This is a genomic window from Ruminococcus hominis, assembly GCF_014287355.1.
Lineage (GTDB): Bacteria > Bacillota > Clostridia > Lachnospirales > Lachnospiraceae > Schaedlerella > Schaedlerella hominis.
Map to the genome: position 1 here is coordinate 1,025,570 of NZ_JACOPE010000001.1, position 22,253 is coordinate 1,047,822.

Below are 22,253 nucleotides of genomic sequence, written 5' to 3' on the forward strand. Positions count from 1 at the left end.
CGGTAGGATTTATATAATATGAAATAGTGATAGCTGAAAGTGGATATCATATAAAATAAAAATAGAATAGAAGGTGGAGTATGAAAAAAATACTTGTTTTAGGTAGTGCATCTGTACATGTGAAATTGATAAAAGCTGCTCAAGAAATGGGAATATATACAATTACTACAGATAATGTTCCATATGAAGATTCACCAGGAAAAAAGGTTGCTGATGAATATTGGAATTTAAATATCTATGATGTTGATGGTATCGTGGAAAAGGCAAAAGAAAGCGAAATTGATGGTGTTATAAGTGGGTGGCTTGATCCGTGTCAGCGTCCATATTTTCAGATTTGTAAAGAATTAAAACTTCCATGCTATGGTGATGAAGAACAGTTTTTTAAAATGACCGATAAGCATGCCTTTAAGAAAATGTGCAAAGAAAATGGTGTTGATACAATTGATGAATTCAGTGAGAGGGACATAAAAGCTGGAAATGTTGAATTTCCTGTATTTGTCAAACCTGTTGATAGTAGAGGATCAAGAGGTCAAAACGTTTGTTATACTATGGAAGAATTACTTTCAGCAATGGAAATTGCAAAATCAGAATCTTCAAATGGAGATATCTTAGTTGAAAAGTATATGAGTGGAAGTCGAGAGTTTCATGTAACATATTTCTTTGTAGATGGTGAGCCATATTTGCTTAGAACGAGTGATAATTATTGTGGAGCCGAAGATATGCATATGGAGAAAGTTGTCTCTTGTGCAGTAATGCCTTCTAGATATACAAAGAGATATATAGAAACGGTACATTCTAATGTAGTAAAGATGTTCAAAAAACTTGGAATAAAAAATGGTCCTATTTTTATGCAGGGATTTGAAGATAATGGGCGTTTTAGATTTTTTGATCCGGGTTTGAGATTCCCAGGGGTAGACTATGAATTAGTGTTCAAGAAAGTATTTAATGTAGATTTAATGAAAGCGATGATTCAAATTGCATTATATGGAAAGACAGATATTGAGATACCAAGAGAGGCGGCTTTTATTAATGGATTTAGAGCAGCTGTTTTATATTTAACAGTTCGAGCTTGTACAATTGCACATTTAGGTGGAGAGATGGAAGTAAGTGCTAATGGGAATGTGATTTCTTATTTACCGAGATGTAAAGAAGGTGAAAAAATTGTCTGGGCGTATAATGTAAACCAAAGATTGGGAGAAGCGGATTTATTATGTGCCAATACTGAAGAATTGATAAATACAATAAATTTTGTTAATTCAACGCTTACGGCTACAGATGCAAATGGTGAGGATGTTATTTTTGCAAGATTTGATACAAGTAGAATTGATAGATAGTGAATGGAGAAAAAATAATGAGTACTAAAGTAGAGTTTATTTATCTGAATGAACAGGACATGATCCAGGCGGGGGTTAAGAATATGGAAAAATGTATTGATTCCATTGAAGATATGTTTATTCTTTTGCATAAGGGCGATTATAGAATGGGTGGAGAAAATGCTAACGAGCATGGTATCCGTGTCTCATTCCCGAAGAAAACAACCATTGAGGGGATGCCAACGCATAAGCCAGATTTTAGATTTATGGCAATGCCGGCATATTTAGGTGGAAGGTTTAAAATGTTTGGTATTAAGACTTATGGATCAAATCCTGATAATACACAGAAAGGATTGCCTAGATCAATTCTTATGATGCAGCTAATGGATGCTACAACAGGTGCACCTTTAGCTTATATGTCTGCAAATATTCTTAGTGCGATGAGAACAGGCGCAACAGCTGGTGTTGGAGTACGACATCTCACAGCTAAGAATCCGAAAACGGTAGCAATTATCGGTCCAGGAACAATGAGTAGATATACAATGAATGCATTTATTTCTGCGCAGCCGACTATTGATACAGTAAGAGTTAAAGGAAGGAGTCAGAAAGGGATAGATTCTTTTGTGTCTTACTGTAGAGAAAATTTCCCCAATATTAAAGAGTATATTGTGTGTGATGATTTAGCAGACGTATGCAAGGATGCAGATATTGTGTTTTATGGTACTACTAATGCAGCAAAATATGAAGATAATCCGACTGTAAAAAAAGAATGGCTAAAAAAAGGTGCATTAGTAATTGCTGCTTCTGCATTATTGGTTGATACTGATTTTTTAGCAGATAAAGAAGTAAAACTTATATCCGATAATTATGCGATGTATGATGGATGGGGAAGTGAACAACCGCTTCCTACACAGAAGAACGTATCCACACTTTTAGGTATGGGATTTTATGATGCTGTTACAGAAGGTAGAATTTCTAGAGAATCAATTACTGAGATTGGCGAAATTCTTTCAGGAGAAAAGAATGGAAGAGATAGCGATGAGCAGATTATTCTTTATGCTGTTGGAGGAATGCCTATTGAAGATGTTGCATGGGGACATGATGTATATCAGAATGCACTTAAAAACGGGATTGGTACTAAGCTGAATGTTTGGAATAGTCCAGCTCTTTAATGAAAGGTTTGTAGATGAAAACAAGGGCGAATGAAGATGGGTTGAAGAAGGTATTAAATACAGGTGATGTTTTGGTTGTTGCTTTTGGAGCAATGATTGGATGGGGATGGGTTGTTTCGTCCGGTGGATGGATACAAAGCGCAGGAACCATTGGAACTATGATTGCATTTTTAATCGGAGGAATAATGATATATTTTGTCGGATTAGTATATGCGGAGCTTACTACTGCTATGCCAGAAAGTGGTGGAGCAAAAGTGTTTAGTCAGAGAGCGTTTGGACCAGTAGGAGCATTCATATGTACATGGGCCGTTATATTGAGTTATATTGGGGTAGTATGTTTTGAAGCTTGTTCGCTTCCTACAATTATTCAGTATATTTTTCCAAATTTTTTAAAAGGATACTTATATACAGTTTGTGGATTTGATATATATTTAAGTTGGTTAATGGTTGCAATATTTTTTTCGATGTTGATTACCTGGATAAATATAAAAGGTGTTAAAGCAGCTGCTGTTTTGCAAAAGATTCTTACTATTACAATTGCTGGAGTGGGGATAATTCTTATAGTCATGTCTGCATTAAAGGGAGATCCTTCAAATTTGTATGGACAAATGTTTGTTGGGAGAAACATGAAAAGTGTTATTGGAAGTATTATGTCTATAGCGATGGTTGCACCATTCTTTTTATTTGGCTTTGATGTCATTCCTCAGGCAGCAGAAGAAATTAATGTTCCTTTAAAAAAGCTTGGAAAACTTTTGGTTTTTTCTATTGCCTTAGCAGTGGCTTTTTATGGTTTAGTTGTACTAGCAGTTGGGTATGCAATGAATACATTTGAGGTGGCAGATTCAGTTGCTAGAAGTGGACTTGTCACTGCTGATGCAATGAAAAAAATTTTTAATAGTGAAGTGATGGCAAAAGTGCTTATATTAGGTGGTATGTGTGGGATTGTGACAAGTTGGAATTCATTTATGTTAGGCGGTAGTCGCGCATTAATGGCTATGGCGGACTCATGTATGATTCCTTATGTTTTTTCAAAAACACATCCAAAGTATAAGACACCGCATCTTTCGCTAATGCTTATTGGAGCATTGTCAATTATCTCAGTTTTTTTTGGACGAGAGATGTTGATTTGGATTTCTAATAGTGCAAGTTTTGCATGTTGTTTAACGTATTTTATTGTTTCAATGGCTTTTGTAAAATTGAGAAAAACCGAGCCAAACTTAAAACGCCCATATAAAGTGAAAAATTATAAATTTATTGGGTTTATGGCTATTTCTATGTCAGGGATTATGTGTGTAATGTATCTGTTCCCTGGAACGGGATGTACGTTATCCAATCAGGAATTTGCAATAGCAGGAGGCTGGACTTTATTAGGAGCTATATTTGCAATGGTATGTAAACGAAGATATAAGGATAGATTTGGCAAATAGGAGAGTGGTTATTGCACCAGAAGATTCTTCAATAACAAGGCGGCTTTTCTGCAAAATACCAGGTGACAGGCACCATTAAGTTTTTATGAACAGATAAATTCGGGTTAACGTATAAATAAATACTAGGTGACAGACACCATTAAATTTCTATAAACATATAAATTCGCTTTAACGTATTTATGAGAAAGATAAAATTTAGAACTGGCAGAACAGCCAGTTTTAAATTAAAGCCGATACTTTGCTGCGGTGAATCACAAAAGCAGAGGGGATTCTTAATGACTTGATAATTTGGTACATCCGTGGTAACATAAGAAAAAGATTCTGCTAAAGAGACATGCTTATGAATGAACAATTGCTGAAAATGAATGGTTTATCAGTGGAAGTTTTGAATGAATTGTCGTTTGAGTTGCATCTGAGAATTCCATTGAAGAAAAATTTGCATTATTTTGATAAGTAGAAAACACAAGGTGTTAGATATTATTGAAAATTCTTGATTTTCAAGGAAAATTTGACTATAGTGAGGTAGGCAAAATCATGTGGGTTATTTTTGTGATTGGAGTTGTAATAGGGATTGTAATTGCAATATGTGGCTTTTTTCTACATTTTTATTCAAAAAAGGATTTAGGAAAAAAGTTTTTTGAAGATAGTGAAAAACCTTTTAAGAAAAAAGCACCTGAAATGTATTATCATAAACAAAGGATGTTTAGAATTTGTTATGGCTTTTTTATCGGAGTTCATTACTTTTTAGTTGTTGCTTCAATTAGTTTTACTACAATAACAATTTATATGGTTATGGATGCAAATTTGTCTTTGTTTATTCGTATATTTGTATCTGTGATGGCAACGATTACAACTACGTTACAAACTATTTTAAGATTTGATAAAGTCGGTGAGGGGTATATTTGTGCGATGCGAATAATTGAACAGGCGATATTAGAATATGAGGATACGGAATCTCTAAGTTTGGAAGTGTTGTTGCAAGCAAATAGAGAGGCAGAGCGCGTTATACATAACATGCACCATTAATGTGAGACACAAGATGTCAGGCACTAATAAATTTTTATGGGGAAATCTTAGATTTTATTCAAGGGAAAGAAAAAAGAGGTGAATAGGCATAGACGAATACTCTAGAATTATAATTGACGAATACTGTATGAATCATCCAAAAACAAAAAAGGCTGATTTTCTATGGGAGCTGGTTCACATGTCATATGATGTAGCTTGTGAACCAGCCCCTTTGCAATTGATGCAACTGTCTCAATTAATATCAAGAGAAAGAAATCCGGAATTGAGAGAAGCACTGGAAGAATTGGATGAGTTTATGAACGGATACTAAATAGTGTGTTTTTGATCTGTATCGATTACATCAGGAGAAGATCAATTTGGTTGTAAAATTTCTGGAAGTTAACAATTATGCTATTTTTTGAAGCACTTACTTATTAAAAAGGCTGGAAGAATATTGCCTTTTACGAATAAAATCGAATTTTGCATCGTGCAAAATTCGATTTTATTCGTAAGGACGTTGAATTTCTATTCATTCAATAAGTGATGTAGTTTATTATCTTCCTCAGGACTGATAGTATAAGAGCTAGGATTAGATGAATAATGTAGTAATCTGGCAATTGCCTCATATGTTTTTTGTGAATTAATCGGTGAAGAAGATTCTAAAGCTTTTATAGGTAATAAGTACGAATCTGAATCATGCCATTTAGAGTAAGTAGAAGTCTTTTCTGCAATGGTGGAGCGGAGTTTGTTTTTGAAGGCATCGTCCACATCTTCTGATTTAAAAAAAAGATCCAGATTTTTTGCTGAAATGATGATATGTTCACTATGAAGGCGGAGTAAATCTTTAGTAAGTGCTCTCGCTTCAAGTGATAATTTTTTTGTACTTAAATACGCAAAATGAATTGTAGGGTAGCGATGTCCCTTTCCGCTTGATAATGTAACAGCGCAACCGAGAGAACAAGTTAAAGGATTGGTGTTTAGGTCACCATGATTGAATATCAAAGACCAAACATCCCCGGAATCACAGGAAAGCAGATGGATAAAGATGGATGCGTTATGATAAATAATCATATTTCCTTGATATTTTTTGTAGTTAGGAGTATGTTCATTTTTATTGTGCTGATTTGTGTCGATTTGTAAGCGAACGATACATTCGTTGGTGTGATAAAAGTCTCCCATTTCTAATTCAGCACAGATTAATTCATCTGCATGGTTGCTCTCTGTAGAAAGAAAATAAATATACATTTCCGATTCAGAAGAATATCCTTTGAATGCCGGATTGGATATATCATATATTAGAGCATTGTTATTTGAAGCAAGAGAATTATTGATTGAACGGAAAATTGCAAATAAACTCAAATCAAGACCATCACAAATCTTTAGAAGATTTGACAGTGTGGCAGAAGAGGGTTTCTTTAAAATATTTGAAATAGAACTCTGTGAGATTCCTTTAGCATGGGGATCTTTTTCTTTGATTTTTTTTGTGCAAAGATTTGCAAGGTCTTCTTGAGATAAATTTTGTCGTTTCATTTCTTGTTTAATCTTGTCGATAATGGCTTGTAGGATTTCTTTGTTTGTCATATGGAAATTTCCCCTCCCTTAGATTTATTAATATTTCGTAAATAGTAAGTAACATCTATATAAATAGTATCAAATTTGAAAAAGATGGTCAACCAGAATATTGGTGAATAGTACAATAAGAAAACATTATTTTATTTGAAGTGAATAAAAATAGTAAAATAAACATAAAAAAACTATGCATATTGACAAATATGCATAGTAATGTTATAATCTGTAGCAGAGAAATTGCCTTGCGAGATTCTCTGTAAAAAATTGTAAAATCATTATCAACAAATTGTAACATAATGATTTGAAATTATAATGTGATAAAATACCGTATTTTAATTGGCACTTAAAATACATCGTATTTTACAGCTAATCATAACTCAAGTGGAATGCTTAAGTTTGAAGATAAAACATTATAATAGTAAAATTGTTATTTTCTAAACAACTTAACTTATTATAATTAAATTTATTTTGTTTGTCAAGTACAATTTGCGAAAAAAAGGAGGTAGAACATTGCTCTTTGGAACAGATTGGGTAGAGATACATAAAGAAAAAGACCAAAATAATAGGTTACAGACAGACAGAAGGTGATGATGTGAAATATGGGAGGGTCCGAGACTATATAATTACAGCTATTGTAATTTTAGTTTTGGAAGAAATACTGTTTAATTTACTCCCATTAGACCAAATTATTAGTAAAATAAAAATCATATTTTCTCCAATAATAGTATTGCCTGTAGACACTTCGGTGGTTGTATCGGCAGTGCGTAATCACAAAAAAATTTACACAGCTTTAGAAAAAGCATGTAGGAAAATAGAATATAAGCGAAAATATGAAGAACAAGAATTACCACTTTATTGGGTTGTACTTTATCGTGCAGTATATAGCCTGTTTTCTTTTATAAAACCATTATGTACAAGATGGTGGATTACGCTTATTAGTGTTGTATTTGTGCTGATATCTCCTGGAGTTGCATATTGTCATCCGACTCGGGGAGCAATTCTTGGGTGTCGGTATGTGTCAAATGTGATAGGAACCAACTTTTTGAAGCTGGATGAAGGCGGAAAAGCAGAGAATTCAGAAGAAAAAGATTCAGAAGAAAAAGATACAGAAGAGATAGTAGATACTTCATCGGATAAAGAATATGACTCAATGCAGCGTAAGATGACGATGCAAGAGTCGGAAATTGATGAGTCCGAAAACTTGCAAATGGATGAGAAAGTGGATAGCAGTCGAGAGAAGAAACCGGATGGATATTCGTTTGTTCTTGCAGAGCCGGGAAGAAAATCGGAATTGGAAGAAAGTGTTGAAAAAGCTGTTTTTCAGACCAAGCTGGATAAGAAGTGGGTAAAGCAATATTGTGCAAAAAAAAGTGATTGTATTAAAGATAAAAAGATAAAAAAAGAAGATAGTGATACTATGGCAAAACTTTCAAGAATGCAGGAGGCATTTCAAGATAAAGTAAATGCAACTGCTTCCATGGAATATTTGGATGAATGGAACGTAATGGCTCCAAATTCGATAGCATTAGATGATCGAATGGAGCAGCGTATGAAATTGATTGAGAAAATGGAAAAAGAGGAAGGTTGCTATGAAAATTGGTGGCGCATAGCAAATGACGCCCAATATTACGCAATTGAGTATCAGAAACAAACAACAAATCAAACTGCAATTTTGTATTATTATACATACAGTATTTATTATTGTATGAAATCGTTGGAGTATGAAATGGATGATGAGACGCAAGATATGATCTATAAGTATATGGCAGAACGATATCATGATATTTCATCAGCTCAGGGGATGATTCAAGAGGAATATACAGAGAACGCACAGAAGAAGTATGAAGAATTGTTGAAAAGCAGGGATGTAGGATGAGTATATATGAAAACATGAAGGTTTTCATGAAAAAATATAAGAGGTTGTGTCTAATGGAATAGATATAGAGAAATGAAAAAGAATGATAAGCTGCTGTGAAATAGATTATGGAATCTGTGGAGCAGCAGTTTTGAGTTGAAATGAAAATCTGCAAATGGCTGTTATGCAGCAATTTTAGTCGAATATTCCGAAAAGCAGAAGGCATCAGTCCAAGGGAGTACAAAAATCAATAGAAGATAAAAAATGTTTTAAGGAGAACGTGTAATATATGAACGAAATAATTGGGAAATTAGCGGAAGAATCTGGCGGCGTTTTGAAAAAAGCATATACAGATGTGGTAGAACCATCAGCAAAACCAGTAGGAATAATGCTTAGTTTTTTGCCAAGAACAATACGGTTAGGACTAAGTAAATGGGAAAAATGGATTATTAATGGAGAGGAAAGTTTACAATTAACAGCAGAAGCACTACAAGAAAAAGTAGAAAAGATACCGGAAGAAAAACAGTGCGAGCCGGAGCCTTATGTTGCTGTTCCGGCAATACAACAAATTGCATATTGTTTTGACAGTGAAGTGCTAAGAGATATGTATGCCAATCTTTTGGCAGCTTCGATGAATATAGATAAAAAATGGAGAGTTCATCCTAGTTTTGTTGATATAATAAAACAAATAACACCAGATGAGGCAAAATTATTAAAAATTTTACCGAGAAGTTCAAAGGAGTATATTGCTGTGATGAATTTAAAAGTGGATATGGGCAACGGTAATGGGGCCCGAATGATTGCGCGTAATATAGTGGATGAAGAATATTATGATATCTGCGATGCTCCAGATAATATGAGTAGTTATTTAGAAAATTTATGTAGATTAAAAATTATAGAAATTCCGGAAGATTTACATATTCTGGATGATAAAATTTATTCGGTGATTGAAAATGCATTGAGAATACAGCAATTGAAAACAGTAGCATTGGAAGATGGGGAAAAGTATACATGTGAAAAGAAGTTATTATATGTTACAGACTTTGGGGTTGAATTTGCACAATGTTGTATTGATTAAACATTGTGTGTTAGGCGCCAATGTGGTCAACCTAATGTCAACTTAAGACAAGTGCCTGCTCAGGTTAATGACTAACGGTGCAAAATTGAGAAAAGAGGAAGATAGATTTGAAAAGAAGACGTATTTTAATAGAGATTTACAGGAATATGCATCTGATGACAAATCATGCTTTTTGAATCAACATTGGTGTCAGGCACTATTGAGTTTTTATAAACATATAAATTCGTATTTACAAATAAGGTACAAGTAATGAAAACAACATTAGTAATCATGACAGCATGAAGAACTTGACGGTACAGAAAGGAGCACCTAAATATGAACCAAAATATGAACCTAAATATGAAACGTTTGAAAAAAATACCATGGACATTAATTTTTTGTGTTGTTGGTATTGTTTTTAGTATAATTTGTAGAGATAATCTGGGAATGGGTATTATACTGACCATTTTAGCTACCCTGCTTGCAGCATTAGTGGAATGGTATATAAAATATGAAAAAGATAAAACATTTTATAATAATGAATTTTTAAAATTGGAACACAGATTAGAGGAGATAAGCAATCAGATCAGTTATACAAATCAGATTACTACTGTGAAACATCCGTATTTTAAAAGAGTGATCGACGAAAAAATGAAAAAGTTCCTGTCTGATAATCAAGAACTTTTATCGGGTATTCATGTTACAAATCCTCATGCGGATGATACGTTTGGAATAGAAGGAATAAGTTATACAAAAGAATTTGGAAGTATTAAAGCGGTAAGTTCTATACCGGACTATTGGGAAGATGATTTTACGAAAGAATATTTGAAGGTGCAAAGCGAACTGATTGATCAGAAGCATGTTACGATCCAGCGGATTTTTATTTTTGAAAAAAAAGATTGGAAGAAAAAAGAACAGCACATGAAGGAACAGGTGAATTGTGGAATACAGGTTTTTTATATTGATAAAGATTCTGAATATTTTAATCCACAATGGATGCAAGAGGATTTTCTGATTCAGGATAACGAATTGCTTGTTGATATTGCGGGGAGAACACATAAATTTAGCAAAAATGATAGTGTGGAAGAAAGAATTACAATGAATAAGAATGAGGTTCAGCAAAAGCTGCAACGTTTTGACCGGCTATTAGAAAGAGCAACAGAATATAAATGCTAACTTCCTAGGGATTGTCACAATCTGGATGGACTACATTGGTGTCAGACGCCATTAAATTTTCATAAACATATAAATTCGTATTTACAAACAGAACATAAAGTGATAGACTTATGAAAACAACAAAATTAGAATAAGTGTCCAGCCGCTACATCATGTGTAGGGGCTGGTAGAATAAAAAGAAGAGAAAAGAGGCGAAAAAGGAAATGAAGACAATTAGTGATAAGATTTTTGAATTATTGAAAGAAAAAGGAATGAGTCAGAAAGAATTTGCCCAAAGAACGGGAATTGCAGAAAGTTCGATAAGTGACTGGAAGAAAAAAAGAACCAACCCGGTAAGTGATAAGATTTTGATAATTTGTGAAGTATTGGATGTGACACCATATGAGCTGTTATCAGGAGCAGAGCATACAGGAAACAGAAGCAGAGATAATAATACGTATGTAATTAGCAAAGACACAGAGATTGGAATGTTGGTAGAGACATATCAAAAGTTAAATACAGATGCACAGAAAAGAGTGATGGGATATTTGGAAGCACTCAAAGAGTTTACATAAAAAATTTACCCACAAAATACGTATAAACGAACAAATAATGAAATGAGAGGTAAAAATATAGGAAGAAAAGAAAGGAACTGGCAAAGCAATATAAAGCAGATTATGAACGGAGGTATGGCAATGAGTAGCTATAAAGATTATAAAAAAAGAGCATTGCAGAATCTAGAGGTAAAAGCAGAATATGATGCACTGCAACCGGAATATGATATTATCCAGGCAATGATTGATGCAAGAGTGCAGCAGAATATGACACAGAAAGATTTATCAGCTAAAACCGGAATTACGCAGGCAGATATAAGCAGGATTGAGAATGGAACAAGAAATCCCAGCTTGAGTATGGTGAAAAAACTTGCACAGGGCTTAGGGATGCAATTAAAACTAGAATTTGTTCCGATGCCGACAAAAAATAAAATGTAAATTTCTATAAACATATAAATTCGCTTTAACGTATTTATAAGACAGATAAAATTTAGAACTGGCAGAATAGCCGGTTTTAAATTCTATCTAATGCTTTACCACTGTGAATTTTGAATGCATTGTCGTTTGAGTCGCATCTGGGAATTCCATTGAAGAAAAATTAGCATTATTTTGATAAGGAATTATTGATTGAAGAACTGGTTGCAATGGCGGAGTGGCTGGATGAATAGGAAATCATTTCAGGAATTGCGTTGGATTATAGAGTGAAAAGTTTGGATTCTATACTTTTAAAGTATGAACGTTATTACCCAGACAATCAGACGCGAAAAGTATTCAATGATATTTTAGGATTCCGAGCATTTTGTGGATACGGAACAGGAGTTTAAGACTCTTGTTATAGGGCTTCGTCCGTAATGTTGGCTTATCCGCCGCTAGGTGTCACACTACCAGGTGTCAGACGCCATCAAATTTTTACAGCACATAACTTAAAAGTACTATCCTTTTGCATTTACAGTATTGCATCAACATTCCATATATGCTAGAGTAGAGAAAAGCATATTTCTTAATGAATTCTAAGGTGCGATGCGCCATCTATATTCTAATCACATTTCAGAAATCTATGCTTTAATACCAAAACAAATGTAAAAAGCAGGAGAGGACTGAAAGACATTAGATAAGAGTAAGTTCCTTCTGCAAGAAGGAGGAAACAAATGAATACTGAGTTGAAAAATGTTGTATTATCGACTGACATTAAGGCACAGTATGACGAGTGTGTCAAGAAATTGCTGGGACACAAGATTATACTTGCTCACATTTTAGCAAAATCAGTAGATGAATTTCGTGGAATGCGCCCGGAAGAAGTGGTCCATCTGATTGAAGGAGAGCCACTTATAAGTAAAGTTCCGGTCGGGCTGGGACTTACAAATAAGATTGTCGGAGTAGATGAAAAAGGAAATGAAATTGTAGGATTGAATACAGAGAATTCGGAAGTTTATGCAGGATATGTGCGATTCGATATTATCTTTTACGTACGAACCAAAGATGGAGTTTCGCAGATTATCATAAATATCGAAGCACAAAAGACAGACCCTACAGATTATGATATTTTAAATCGTGCAATCTTTTATATCAGTCGGATGATTTCGTCGCAGAAGAATCGCGAGTTTAAAGGAAGCAATTACAACGACATTAAGAAGGTATATTCAATTTGGATATGTATGAATATGAAAGAAGACAGTATGAATCATATTCATCTGACAAATGATGTAATCATGGGCGATTATAAGTGGAAAGGAAAACTTGAACTGCTGAATATCATCATGGTAGGAGTATCTGGAAAATTATCAGATAAAGATGAAAACAATGAATTACATCGATTGTTAGGAACATTACTGTCAGAGAAATTAAAAGTAGATTAAAAATTGGATATACTTGAAAAGGAATATGATATACCAATGGAAGAATCAATAGAGGAGGAAGTGAAGACAATGTGTAATTTGAGTGAGGGAATTGAAGAAAGAGCAATGGAGGCTGGCAGGAAAGAAGGAATTGAAGAAGGTAGAAAGGCTGGTTTAGAATCAGGAAAAAAAGAGCAGCTTAAACAGCAAATTCAAAAGAAATTGCTGAAGGGGAAGGATATCGATGTGATTGCAGAAGAGTTGGAAGAAGAGGTTGCTGTAATTGAAAAAGTTATTGCGGAGCTGGAGCAGTAGCTTTACAAAAGAGGTATAAGGTACATGACAACAATGGCAGGGAGTCCCTTAACTTAATAGAAACTACCTACCATTGGTGTCAGGCGCCGTCAATTTTCCAGAAAACTACTTAAAAAAACCTTCTCTGTAATCTTACAAAGAAGGTTTTTCAAGAATAGATTAATTTTTATAAAATTCTTTATACCATTCAGCAAATTTTCGAAGGCCATCTCTCAAACTTGTACTAGGTTTGAATCCGAAATCTTCTTCCAATGCAGTAGTATCTGCATAAGTGATCGGAACATCACCTGGCTGCATAGGAACCAGTTTTTTATGTGCTTCGAAATCGTAATCAGCAGGCAGAACTTCGGCACGAGTCAGCTCTTGTTGAAGAATATCTACAAAGTCAAGCAGATTTTCAGGCTGATTGTTACCGATGTTATATACGGCGTATGGCGGAATTGGAAGTCCGTCTTCGCCGTTTTTCTTTTCAGGAGCAGCCTGCATTACACGTTTGACTCCTTCTACAATATCATCGACAAAGGTAAAGTCTCGTTTGCAGTTTCCATAATTAAAGATCTGAATTGTTTCTCCGGCACGTAACTTGTTTGTAAATCCAAAGTATGCCATATCAGGTCTTCCGGCAGGTCCGTATACGGTGAAGAAGCGGAGTCCTGTGGATGGAATATTATAAAGCTTACTGTAAGCATGAGCCATCAATTCGTTTGACTTTTTAGTGGCAGCATACAGTGAAACCGGATTATCTACCTTATCATCTGTAGAGTAAGGGATTTTTTTGTTGCTTCCGTATACAGATGAGGAAGAAGCATATACCAAATGCTCTACTCCATGATAAGAATCGTCACAGGCAGCAGCATCGTAAGAATGGCGACATGCCTCTAAAATGTTGTAAAATCCAATCAGGTTTGATTCGATATAAACATCAGGGTTTGTGATAGAGTAGCGTACACCTGCCTGGGCAGCCAGATTTACAACAACAGTTGGTTTATAATTTGTAAAAATCTGATCAATCAAAGTTTTGTCAGCGATAGATCCTTTTATAAAATTCCAAGATGATGCAGTATGTTTCTGGACTTCTTCTTCAATTTTTCTTAAACGATATTCCTTGATTGAAACATCATAATAATCATTCATATTATCAATGCCGATGATATGAACAGGCTCTGTAGTACGAAGCAATTCAAGAACGAGGTTAGAACCGATAAAACCGGCTGCACCTGTTACAAGAATCGTTGCATTTTTTAAAGTTACATTTTGATTTTTCATAGCACTTTCCTCGTTTTAAAACTTGAATCTTTATTAATTATGGTTGAAAAATATTAGTCACGCTGGAATAAGTCTCTTGTATATACTTTGTCACGGACATCATCCAGACAAGAATCATAACGATTTGCAATGATACTGTGGCTGAGCTTTTTGAACTCAGCAAGATCATTTACAACTTTACTTCCGAAAAATGTTGTTCCATTTTCAAGTGTTGGTTCATAGATTACAACAGTTGCACCTTTCGCTTTGATTCGTTTCATTACGCCCTGGATACTGCTCTGACGGAAATTGTCAGAATTACTCTTCATAGTCAGTCTATAAACACCGACAACCACTTCTTTTTCTTTCGCTGCATCCCATGCACTATTCGCTTCATAAGCACCTGCCAGTTCAAGCACACGGTCAGCAATAAAGTCTTTTCTTGTTCGGTTACTTTCTACGATTGCACTCATCATATTTTGAGGAACATCATTGTAGTTAGCAAGCAGCTGTTTTGTATCCTTCGGTAAGCAATATCCGCCATATCCGAAAGAAGGATTATTGTAATGTGTTCCGATTCGTGGATCTAAACATACACCATTGATAATATCCTGTGTATTCAGTTCTTTCATTTCTGCGTAAGTATCTAACTCATTAAAATAAGAAACACGAAGTGCAAGATATGTATTTGCAAATAATTTTACAGCTTCAGCTTCAGTAAATCCCATAAATAATGTGTCAATATCTTGTTTGAGTGCACCTTCCTGCAGAAGTGCAGCAAAATCTCTTGATGCTTTTACAAGACGTTCATCATTTTTATCAGTAGAAACAATGATACGGCTTGGATAGAGGTTATCATAGAGCGCTTTTGATTCTCTCAAAAATTCCGGGCTGAAAATAATATTGCTAGTGTTATATTTCTTGCGGACAGAGTCAGTATATCCAACAGGGATTGTAGATTTAATCACCATGATTGCATCTGGATTTACCTTCAAAACAAGTTCGATAACAGCTTCTACAGCTGAAGTATCAAAATAGTTCTTCTTGCCGTCATAGTTTGTAGGTGCTGCAATGACAACAAAGTCAGCATTTTTATAAGCTTCCTCACCATCTAAAGTAGCTGTCAGATCAAGCTCCTTCTCAGCGAGATATTTCTCGATATAATCATCTTGGATAGGAGATTTCTTGTTGTTGATCAAATCAACTTTTTCAGGAATGATATCCACTGCAGTAACGTGATTGTGCTGTGCAAGCAAAGTTGCGATAGAAAGTCCTACATAACCGGTACCTGCAACGGCAATATTAAGTGGTGCCGGTGAAGCGAGCTTAGTATTTGTGTTATCTACGAAAACTTCATCTGGTTCAAATCCAAGGGCTTCGCACAATGCTTCCAACTGTGGAATAGATGGAAGAAAATCTTCTTTCTCCAAGCGGGAAATTAATGCACGATTGATTCCTGTTGCATCGGCAAGTGCCTGCTGTGTCATGTTTTGTTCTTTTCTCTTTGTAGCAACCAAGTCAGCTAAAAGAGACTGAGATAATTTTTTCATGGTGAAATCCTTTCTTTAATGTGTGTATTTTAATAGTTATACAATACGATGTTAGTTTAAGTAACAAAACTACATTTGCTGATTATTGATTTTAACGTATTTATAGTAACATAAGATTGGGAAGGGTGCAAGAGGGGGATGAGAAAAGAATGAAAATGTTATGATAAATAACACGATTCGGAAAAGAAGAGAAAAAAGTAAGGTGAAATTTTGTTACTGAGAAATATGCGAAAAATTGAAATATGTTATGGTTGTGAAGTGGGATGGGTTTGGAAAAAGTGTAAAAAAGAAACTTGAGAATGCAATGAAAAAGAAATATAATTAATAAGAAAAGGAGAAGAAATATGAATGAAAAAATAAATATTAAAAAGACTGCAAAAAGAATATCTGAATTAAAGAGAAAGAATGGATTGAAAAATTGTGATATTGCTAAAGCATTATGTATTTCGGAAAGTGCGGTTAAAAATTATATGAGTGGAAGAACGATTCCGCCAATTGAGAGGTTGTATGCAATGGCTGAATTGTTTGGAGTGAAAAGTATCGAAGAAATAATTGTATTTGAATGAAAGGTGATAAAATGATTGGATCTTGTGAATTAAGAGAAAAAATGAAAACATGTTTGAGTAATGACATAGAGGTATTTACTACAAAAGGATTAAAAGAATGGTTGAAAGAGCAAGGATGTACATATAATGTAGACTATGAGGTAAATGCATTTAGTAATGCTATAACATATTTGATAAAAAAACATTATATTCTTCCTACAGGAGAAAAAGGAAAATATAAAGTGGTAAAAAAAGAAAAAGAGAAAGAAAAAGTAAATTGTAATAATATAGATGAACAAAATGAAGAAAAAAAGAGTAAAGATGAATATGTTCCAGAAAAAGCATTGGAGGAAATGCGAAGAAAAATCAAAGAATATATTGCAAATGAATGTAAAGAGCTAGAAGAAATTTTAGATTCCGAAAAACCATCTGTATATGGAAAAAATAAAAAAACATATAATGATATTCTGGAGTTGATAACATATTTACAAAATTTTAAGTTCTCGGTAGAAAAGTAGCTTAACTTTTTTTGTAAAAATTCACCAGAGCGAAAGCTGACGGCAGATCAGATTACAGTTGTGGAAAGTTCGCAAGATTTATTTGCTGATAATTCACTTGATGAGTTGATTTCATTTGAAAGTCAATTATATGATGATATGACATTTGCAATTTGTCATCCGGTAGGAAAAAAGATTTTTGAAATTATTAAAGAATGGAAGAATTTTATAAGTTTTGATGCAGATACATATTATCATGCTAGAAGAATTGAAACAGGTCAGGCACTGCTCTTAGATCAGGAAATGCTGAAAGCTCCACTTAATATATCTTCACATGGTCGATATAATGCAATTGGGAAAAGTTGTTATTATATAGCGGAAACGAGAGCGGGAGCATTAGCTAAAATTACCAAGCACTGTGGGGAAAAGAAAATTAGTCTCCAAGTGGTCGGACTTCAGCCTGTTAAAAAAGAGAGAATTATTGATTTGTCTGGTGAAGTTAAAGGTAATAATCGTTTTATAGAACATTTGCGTTTCATAGTGGAAAATGAAGAGGAGAAAATTGTGAAAAAGTATCTGCTTCCTAATTTTGTGGCGTCATGTTGTAAAAAAATTGGAATTGAAGGTATTAAATACAGAAGCACAGGGTATAATTGCTGTGTTTTGTGGAAAGACGATTACTTTGAATTTGTAGAGGGGAGTAGAAAAATTATAGCAAATGAGAGGGTTTATACAAGGGATATTTTAAAGAAAAATTAAAAAGAAGGAGTATGTGATAAAATATTATCGTCATGTAAGTAAAAATGAGAAGATCTAAAGAGATTATAACACAAGCTATTAGGCTGATAATTTTGATAAGTATAATTTTATTTTTCCTTCAAAGTAATATTTGTAAAACGATTCGAAGTGCTTTTTCTACATATATTTTTAGTTTTCATGGAAAATGCGAAACAATTAGTAACATTTTCATTGGAATTTTAAGTAGTGGAATATTATTGATATTTAGTGAAATTATAAATTATTTTCAGGATAAAAGAAGAATAGAAATTGAAATTCTGAAGTTATATCATAAATGGGAAACGGAATTATCAATAATAGATGGAATTGGTATGGAAATAGATGGATATATTAAATATATTCCGATGGAAGTAATTGATTTTGGAAAATTGGTAGAGAAAGTGTATAATGAGTATTCTCCATATATTAAGAAGGGAAAATATTTTGAATTGATTGGAGCATTATTTCGATATACTGATAGAATTCAAGAATATGTCGGAAAAATCAGATACAAAGAAAATGCCATAAAATACTTGCAAAAATGTAAAGAGCAATTAAAAGTTTTGAAAATGAGAAATACAGATGAAATGTCTTGTAAGCAACTAAAAAGTGATATTAAATGGTGTGAAAAGAAAATCCTAGAATTGGAAGAGGAAGATCTTGATATAGAATATATGGAAAGAAAAATCGATGAAGCAAGAAACGAGGTCGTTAATAATAATGAAGTAGCAAAATCACTTTTTTTTGAGTATAAGTTTAAATGCTTGAATAAGAGGGAAAAAGAGGACGAAGAGGATAAACGAAGACGTCAAGTGAAATTGGCAGAGAACGAAGCAAGAAGAAAAGCAAAACAGATGTATATGGAACATATTAGAGACAAGGATTAGCAAATGGAATATGCGATTGTTGTAGGGGAGTATTCGTGTTACAATACAAGTATATTTTAGGGAAAGGTAAGAAGAAAAATGGCAGAATCACTGTTAGAGATTTATAATCAGATTAGTATTCAACAATATAAAACAGATATGGGATTTAAGTCATTGGTAGAAGGAGTACAAGATAATATTTTTGTGATTCCAGAATATCAAAGAAAATATCGTTGGACAAAAGAACAGGTTGAGGAATTGGCAACTTCTTTGATTCGTGATTTGCCGATTCCTCCAATTTATACATTTCGAAATGAATTGGGACAGTTAGAAATTTTGGATGGTCAACAGAGAGTGATGAGCCTTTTCTTTTATTTTATTGGAAAGTTCTTCAAAAGTCCGAAGGAGTCGGTGTTTGACTACAGTGACTTAAATGTAAGAAATGATTGTAAGTTTGAAGAAGCATTGGAAGAAAAATATGATAATATAGTTCCAACTCAGTTTTTTATGACACTAAACGGAGAAAAATATGATATTAGCTACGAAACGCTTCCAGTGATGCTTAAAAGAAAGATTGATTATAGATCGATATCGGTAATTGAAATTAAAATAGCAGAAATTGAAAAGAGAGATGTGACCTTACATAAAATTTTTACCAATTTAAATAATGGCGGGACAAGACTATCCAATCAAGAATTGAGGAATGGAATTTATCCATGTGAATTCAGCCGAATGATTAATTCTCTGAATAAGCAAAATAAAAATTGGAGAAAATTGTATGGCAGAATTGATGAAGAGTGTAAGGATATAGAATTTTTATATCGTTTTTGTGCTATGAAGAAATATGTAGAATATGATGGAATTAATTTTAGGGTAAATAATTATAAAAATTCCATTAATAAATTGATTGATTGTTTCGCGGAAGCAGCTTATGATTTTGAATATGAGGAAGTTATGGGATATCAGCGGAGTTTGAAAACATTTATTGACCTGCTGGAAATTTCAAAAAAATATTTTTCAAAGACATTTTTATTAGAAGGATTGTTTGTCGTTTGGGCTAAGACTAGCATAGGACAGATAAAATTTACAGATGAGATTTGTAGTAAAATAGAAAAAGATAAGAAGATAAAGGAAACACAACAGGGGGGAACTGTTTCTATAACAAATATGAACAAGAGGTGGAAGCGGATATATGAAATCTTATCAAATGATGCTGAATAGAGTCTGCAATAGTATAATGAATGAGGAGTTGGTATATAAAGATACTATTATAATTGGAGATAATTCTAGTGGTAAATCAGACGTATTAAGATGGTTGATAGAAAATGATAAAAAAGAGCAGTTCTATTTTATAGATGCAGTAAATCGCTATTTTGACATAAGTCAGATTATGCCTTCGGCTATTCCAGAAGTGCATTATTCGAAAGAGATTAATAAACAGCGCTTAGAAGAAGCGGTATTTAATCATAAAGATACTTTTTACTATGGTGGACCTAGGGCAATAGAAGATTTATACAGCAATTATTGTGGGCAAGTAGAAGCGCTGATGAATGAGTTCCTTCAGATATCATTTGCAATACGGCAGGGAGAGGTAGGATGGAATGTATATATCAATAATGAAATTGTTGAATTGTCTAGTGGTTATCAGGCATTGATTCGTATTTTTATGGAAATATTGTATTTCTCTGATACAAAATCAAAAGGAACCATTGTTATTGATGAAATAGACGAGTTCCTATCAGTAAAAAATAGTGGAAAAATATTAGGGTTTTTAAAAAATAAATTTCCTGAATTGAATTTTGTTGTTACAACGCATTCGGCAGATTTGATTGCAAATGCAGAAGAAACGAATTTGATTTTGTTGTATGGAGAAAATTTTGAGATATTAGATGCAGGGGATTTTTCTAGTATATCGCAAGTGTATGACATTTTCAGTGCCTTTTTTGAACAAAAAGAAAAAAATGATAAAGAAAAGCGAGACGAGATATTAAGAAGACTTTTTAACAACAAAATGTCAGGAATTTGGAATTCTGAGGATGAAGCTGAATTAGAAAAAATGAAAGCGGAGAAAATAACAAAAGCACAAAAGTTAATTGTTAAGCAGATAGAGGAGTGGCAAGTGTGATAGAAGAAAACTGGTTATTGGATATTCCTAGTTTTTTACCTGAATATGAGGCTGGAATGAACTATGGCTATAAAAATAAGCCGGGGAAAAATTTAGAAACACTTTTAAGAAAAACTAGCAATAATCATTGTATGTATTGTTATTCGTTGTTAAAGAATGACAGAGTAAATATTGGACATTTGGAACATAGTATAGAAAAAAAACTTGATGAAGAACATTTGACAGAATGTACTCCTAATATTGCAATAGCCTGTCCTAATTGCAATTTGTCTTTAAAGCGTGTGGGAGAACAGGAAAGATTAGAAAAACTGGAAGAGGCAAAAAAAGAATTTGTATTAGAAGTGCAATGTGATGGAAAAGAATGCAAGGTTGAGTGTGAAAGTTATAAGAAGTTAAAAAAGGAATACTGTAAGAAATCAAGAATTATTTTACAGCCGTTTGGAGTAAAAGGAGAAAATTCGAATCAGGAATATAGAATACAATATGATGTATATAATGCCGAATTTGTACCAAGTCAAAAATATTCTTATTCAGATGAGGATATAGATTATATTGAACATCATATCAATCAATTTAAGTTAAACGACGCGGGATTCAAAACGAAGGCGTTAGCAGATTTTGTGGAGGATGTTATAGAAGCAGACGGAAAATACAGAGAAAATAGTGAATATCCTAATTATATTGTTGATTTGTTCAAAGAAAAGATAAAAGGAATGGAGCAAGAAAAAGTATTGAGGTTATGTGAACAAATACATATTAAAAATATTACCTTATTTAGAAGCTAATCTGATAGTGTAGAAGGCATTATGAAACAAATGGGTTGAATTGTTCTGTGAAGAAAGAAAATGAAAGCTTCTCTGCAATTTATATACAGAGAAGCTTTCATAGAAAAAATATCAAATTTTATGCTTCCGGGATGTTATAGAATCCAATCAAATTCGACTCGATATAGACATCAGGATTTGTGATAGAGTAACGAACTCCTGCCTGAGCAGCAAGATTTACAACAACAGTTGGTTTATAATCTGTAAAGATTTGAGCAATCAAAGGCTTGTCAGCAATGGAACCTTTGATAAATTCCTAGGAAGAAGTGGAATGTTTCTGAGCTTCTTCCGTTATTTTTTCTAAACGATATTCTTTAGATGAGATGGCACCGATATATTCAAAAACAATCAAGGATGAATTGTTGTCAGGATATCCGTATATGCCATGTACGTTAGAAAAAGCGAAGGCATTAGAGAGACAACATAATCATAAGGGGGATGTTCAGAATATATCGGAGATGTATTGGGAAGAAGCGTATGATACTATTGTAGAAGAATATTGTAGGGGGAACAATAATCAATTCAATGGAGAAAAGATATAAAGTCTGAAATGAAAGAAGGAAGGCT

23 protein-coding genes and 1 pseudogene are annotated in these 22,253 nt (G+C 33.5%); 20 read left to right on the forward strand and 4 right to left on the reverse strand.

The window, feature by feature from the left end:
* The first annotated feature begins 80 nt into the window (after window positions 1-80).
* The 5 genes from H8S40_RS04470 (at window position 81) to H8S40_RS16305 (ending at window position 5,248) form a co-directional block, all read left to right on the forward strand.
* Window positions 81-1,334: an ATP-grasp domain-containing protein gene (locus H8S40_RS04470; RefSeq protein ID WP_117991199.1), complete on the forward strand. Its 1,254-nt coding sequence runs from the start codon at window positions 81-83 to the stop codon at window positions 1,332-1,334.
* Window positions 1,335-1,351: 17 nt separating this feature from the next.
* The gene (locus H8S40_RS04475; RefSeq protein ID WP_117991202.1) at window positions 1,352-2,485 is read left to right on the forward strand and encodes a tyramine oxidase subunit B; all 1,134 of its coding nucleotides are present in this window, start codon (window positions 1,352-1,354) and stop codon (window positions 2,483-2,485) included.
* 41 nt (window positions 2,486-2,526) lie between these two features.
* Window positions 2,527-3,912, forward strand: a complete 1,386-nt coding sequence (locus H8S40_RS04480; RefSeq protein WP_243238181.1) for an APC family permease — start codon at window positions 2,527-2,529, stop codon at window positions 3,910-3,912.
* A gap of 480 nt (window positions 3,913-4,392) precedes the next feature.
* A complete protein-coding gene (locus H8S40_RS04485; RefSeq protein ID WP_117991208.1) occupies window positions 4,393-4,938 on the forward strand; it encodes a hypothetical protein in 546 nt (181 codons plus the stop codon).
* Window positions 4,939-5,116: 178 nt separating this feature from the next.
* Entirely contained in the window at window positions 5,117-5,248 is a 132-nt protein-coding gene (locus H8S40_RS16305; RefSeq protein WP_279286785.1) for a hypothetical protein, read from the forward strand.
* A 194-nt stretch (window positions 5,249-5,442) separates the two neighbouring features.
* Here H8S40_RS16305 and H8S40_RS04490 read toward each other — a convergent pair whose 3' ends face one another.
* Window positions 5,443-6,498, reverse strand: coding sequence for a helix-turn-helix domain-containing protein (locus H8S40_RS04490; protein ID WP_117991214.1), 1,056 nt, complete (start codon window positions 6,496-6,498; stop codon window positions 5,443-5,445).
* Between the two features lie 748 nt (window positions 6,499-7,246).
* Between H8S40_RS04490 and H8S40_RS04495 the strand changes: the two genes are divergently transcribed.
* From H8S40_RS04495 to H8S40_RS16075, 7 genes are all read left to right on the forward strand, one after another.
* Window positions 7,247-8,362 carry a hypothetical protein gene (locus H8S40_RS04495; RefSeq protein ID WP_186864674.1) on the forward strand — a complete coding sequence of 372 codons (1,116 nt, stop codon included), beginning with the start codon at window positions 7,247-7,249 and terminating at the stop codon, window positions 8,360-8,362.
* Window positions 8,363-8,630: 268 nt separating this feature from the next.
* Window positions 8,631-9,419: a DUF4393 domain-containing protein gene (locus H8S40_RS04500; protein ID WP_022076307.1), complete on the forward strand. Its 789-nt coding sequence runs from the start codon at window positions 8,631-8,633 to the stop codon at window positions 9,417-9,419.
* Between the two features lie 315 nt (window positions 9,420-9,734).
* Window positions 9,735-10,574 carry a hypothetical protein gene (locus H8S40_RS04505; protein WP_117991222.1) on the forward strand — a complete coding sequence of 280 codons (840 nt, stop codon included), beginning with the start codon at window positions 9,735-9,737 and terminating at the stop codon, window positions 10,572-10,574.
* Window positions 10,575-10,777: 203 nt separating this feature from the next.
* Complete coding sequence (locus H8S40_RS04510) at window positions 10,778-11,128, forward strand: helix-turn-helix domain-containing protein (protein ID WP_186864675.1); 351 nt, start codon at window positions 10,778-10,780, stop codon at window positions 11,126-11,128.
* Between the two features lie 120 nt (window positions 11,129-11,248).
* The gene (locus H8S40_RS04515) at window positions 11,249-11,545 is read left to right on the forward strand and encodes a helix-turn-helix domain-containing protein (protein WP_186864676.1); all 297 of its coding nucleotides are present in this window, start codon (window positions 11,249-11,251) and stop codon (window positions 11,543-11,545) included.
* Window positions 11,546-12,255: 710 nt separating this feature from the next.
* Window positions 12,256-12,963, forward strand: coding sequence for a PD-(D/E)XK nuclease family transposase (locus H8S40_RS04520; RefSeq protein ID WP_243238182.1), 708 nt, complete (start codon window positions 12,256-12,258; stop codon window positions 12,961-12,963).
* Between the two features lie 69 nt (window positions 12,964-13,032).
* Window positions 13,033-13,257, forward strand: coding sequence for a hypothetical protein (locus H8S40_RS16075; RefSeq protein WP_243238184.1), 225 nt, complete (start codon window positions 13,033-13,035; stop codon window positions 13,255-13,257).
* A 159-nt stretch (window positions 13,258-13,416) separates the two neighbouring features.
* Here H8S40_RS16075 and H8S40_RS04525 read toward each other — a convergent pair whose 3' ends face one another.
* Both H8S40_RS04525 and H8S40_RS04530 read right to left on the reverse strand, forming a co-directional pair.
* Complete coding sequence (locus H8S40_RS04525) at window positions 13,417-14,523, reverse strand: NAD-dependent epimerase/dehydratase family protein (RefSeq protein ID WP_186864677.1); 1,107 nt, start codon at window positions 14,521-14,523, stop codon at window positions 13,417-13,419.
* A gap of 53 nt (window positions 14,524-14,576) precedes the next feature.
* On the reverse strand, window positions 14,577-16,052 hold the full coding sequence (locus tag H8S40_RS04530) for a nucleotide sugar dehydrogenase (protein WP_186864678.1): 1,476 nt from the start codon (window positions 16,050-16,052) through the stop codon (window positions 14,577-14,579).
* Window positions 16,053-16,396: 344 nt separating this feature from the next.
* On the opposite strand from H8S40_RS04530, the gene H8S40_RS04535 reads away from it, so the two are divergent.
* From H8S40_RS04535 to H8S40_RS04565, 7 genes are all read left to right on the forward strand, one after another.
* Entirely contained in the window at window positions 16,397-16,618 is a 222-nt protein-coding gene (locus H8S40_RS04535; RefSeq protein WP_118738513.1) for a helix-turn-helix domain-containing protein, read from the forward strand.
* Window positions 16,615-17,115, forward strand: coding sequence for a hypothetical protein (locus tag H8S40_RS04540; protein WP_186864679.1), 501 nt, complete (start codon window positions 16,615-16,617; stop codon window positions 17,113-17,115). The genes H8S40_RS04535 and H8S40_RS04540 overlap by 4 nt, the downstream gene beginning before the upstream one ends.
* 60 nt (window positions 17,116-17,175) lie before the next feature.
* On the forward strand, window positions 17,176-17,853 hold the full coding sequence (locus H8S40_RS04545; protein WP_186864680.1) for an RES domain-containing protein: 678 nt from the start codon (window positions 17,176-17,178) through the stop codon (window positions 17,851-17,853).
* 44 nt (window positions 17,854-17,897) lie between these two features.
* A complete protein-coding gene (locus tag H8S40_RS04550) occupies window positions 17,898-18,758 on the forward strand; it encodes a hypothetical protein (RefSeq protein WP_186864681.1) in 861 nt (286 codons plus the stop codon).
* A gap of 78 nt (window positions 18,759-18,836) precedes the next feature.
* A complete protein-coding gene (locus H8S40_RS04555) occupies window positions 18,837-19,958 on the forward strand; it encodes a DUF262 domain-containing protein (RefSeq protein WP_118738486.1) in 1,122 nt (373 codons plus the stop codon).
* Window positions 19,930-20,862, forward strand: a complete 933-nt coding sequence (locus tag H8S40_RS04560; protein WP_186864682.1) for an AAA family ATPase — start codon at window positions 19,930-19,932, stop codon at window positions 20,860-20,862. Before H8S40_RS04555 ends, H8S40_RS04560 begins: the two co-directional genes overlap by 29 nt.
* Entirely contained in the window at window positions 20,859-21,647 is a 789-nt protein-coding gene (locus H8S40_RS04565; protein ID WP_186864683.1) for a hypothetical protein, read from the forward strand. The genes H8S40_RS04560 and H8S40_RS04565 overlap by 4 nt, the downstream gene beginning before the upstream one ends.
* Window positions 21,648-21,768: 121 nt before the next feature.
* Here H8S40_RS04565 and H8S40_RS04570 read toward each other — a convergent pair.
* Window positions 21,769-21,939, reverse strand: a pseudogene (locus H8S40_RS04570) (GDP-mannose 4,6-dehydratase); the annotation flags it as partial.
* A gap of 70 nt (window positions 21,940-22,009) precedes the next feature.
* Between H8S40_RS04570 and H8S40_RS04575 the strand changes: the two are divergent.
* Window positions 22,010-22,228: a hypothetical protein gene (locus H8S40_RS04575; RefSeq protein WP_147365773.1), complete on the forward strand. Its 219-nt coding sequence runs from the start codon at window positions 22,010-22,012 to the stop codon at window positions 22,226-22,228.
* Window positions 22,229-22,253 lie beyond the last annotated feature (25 nt).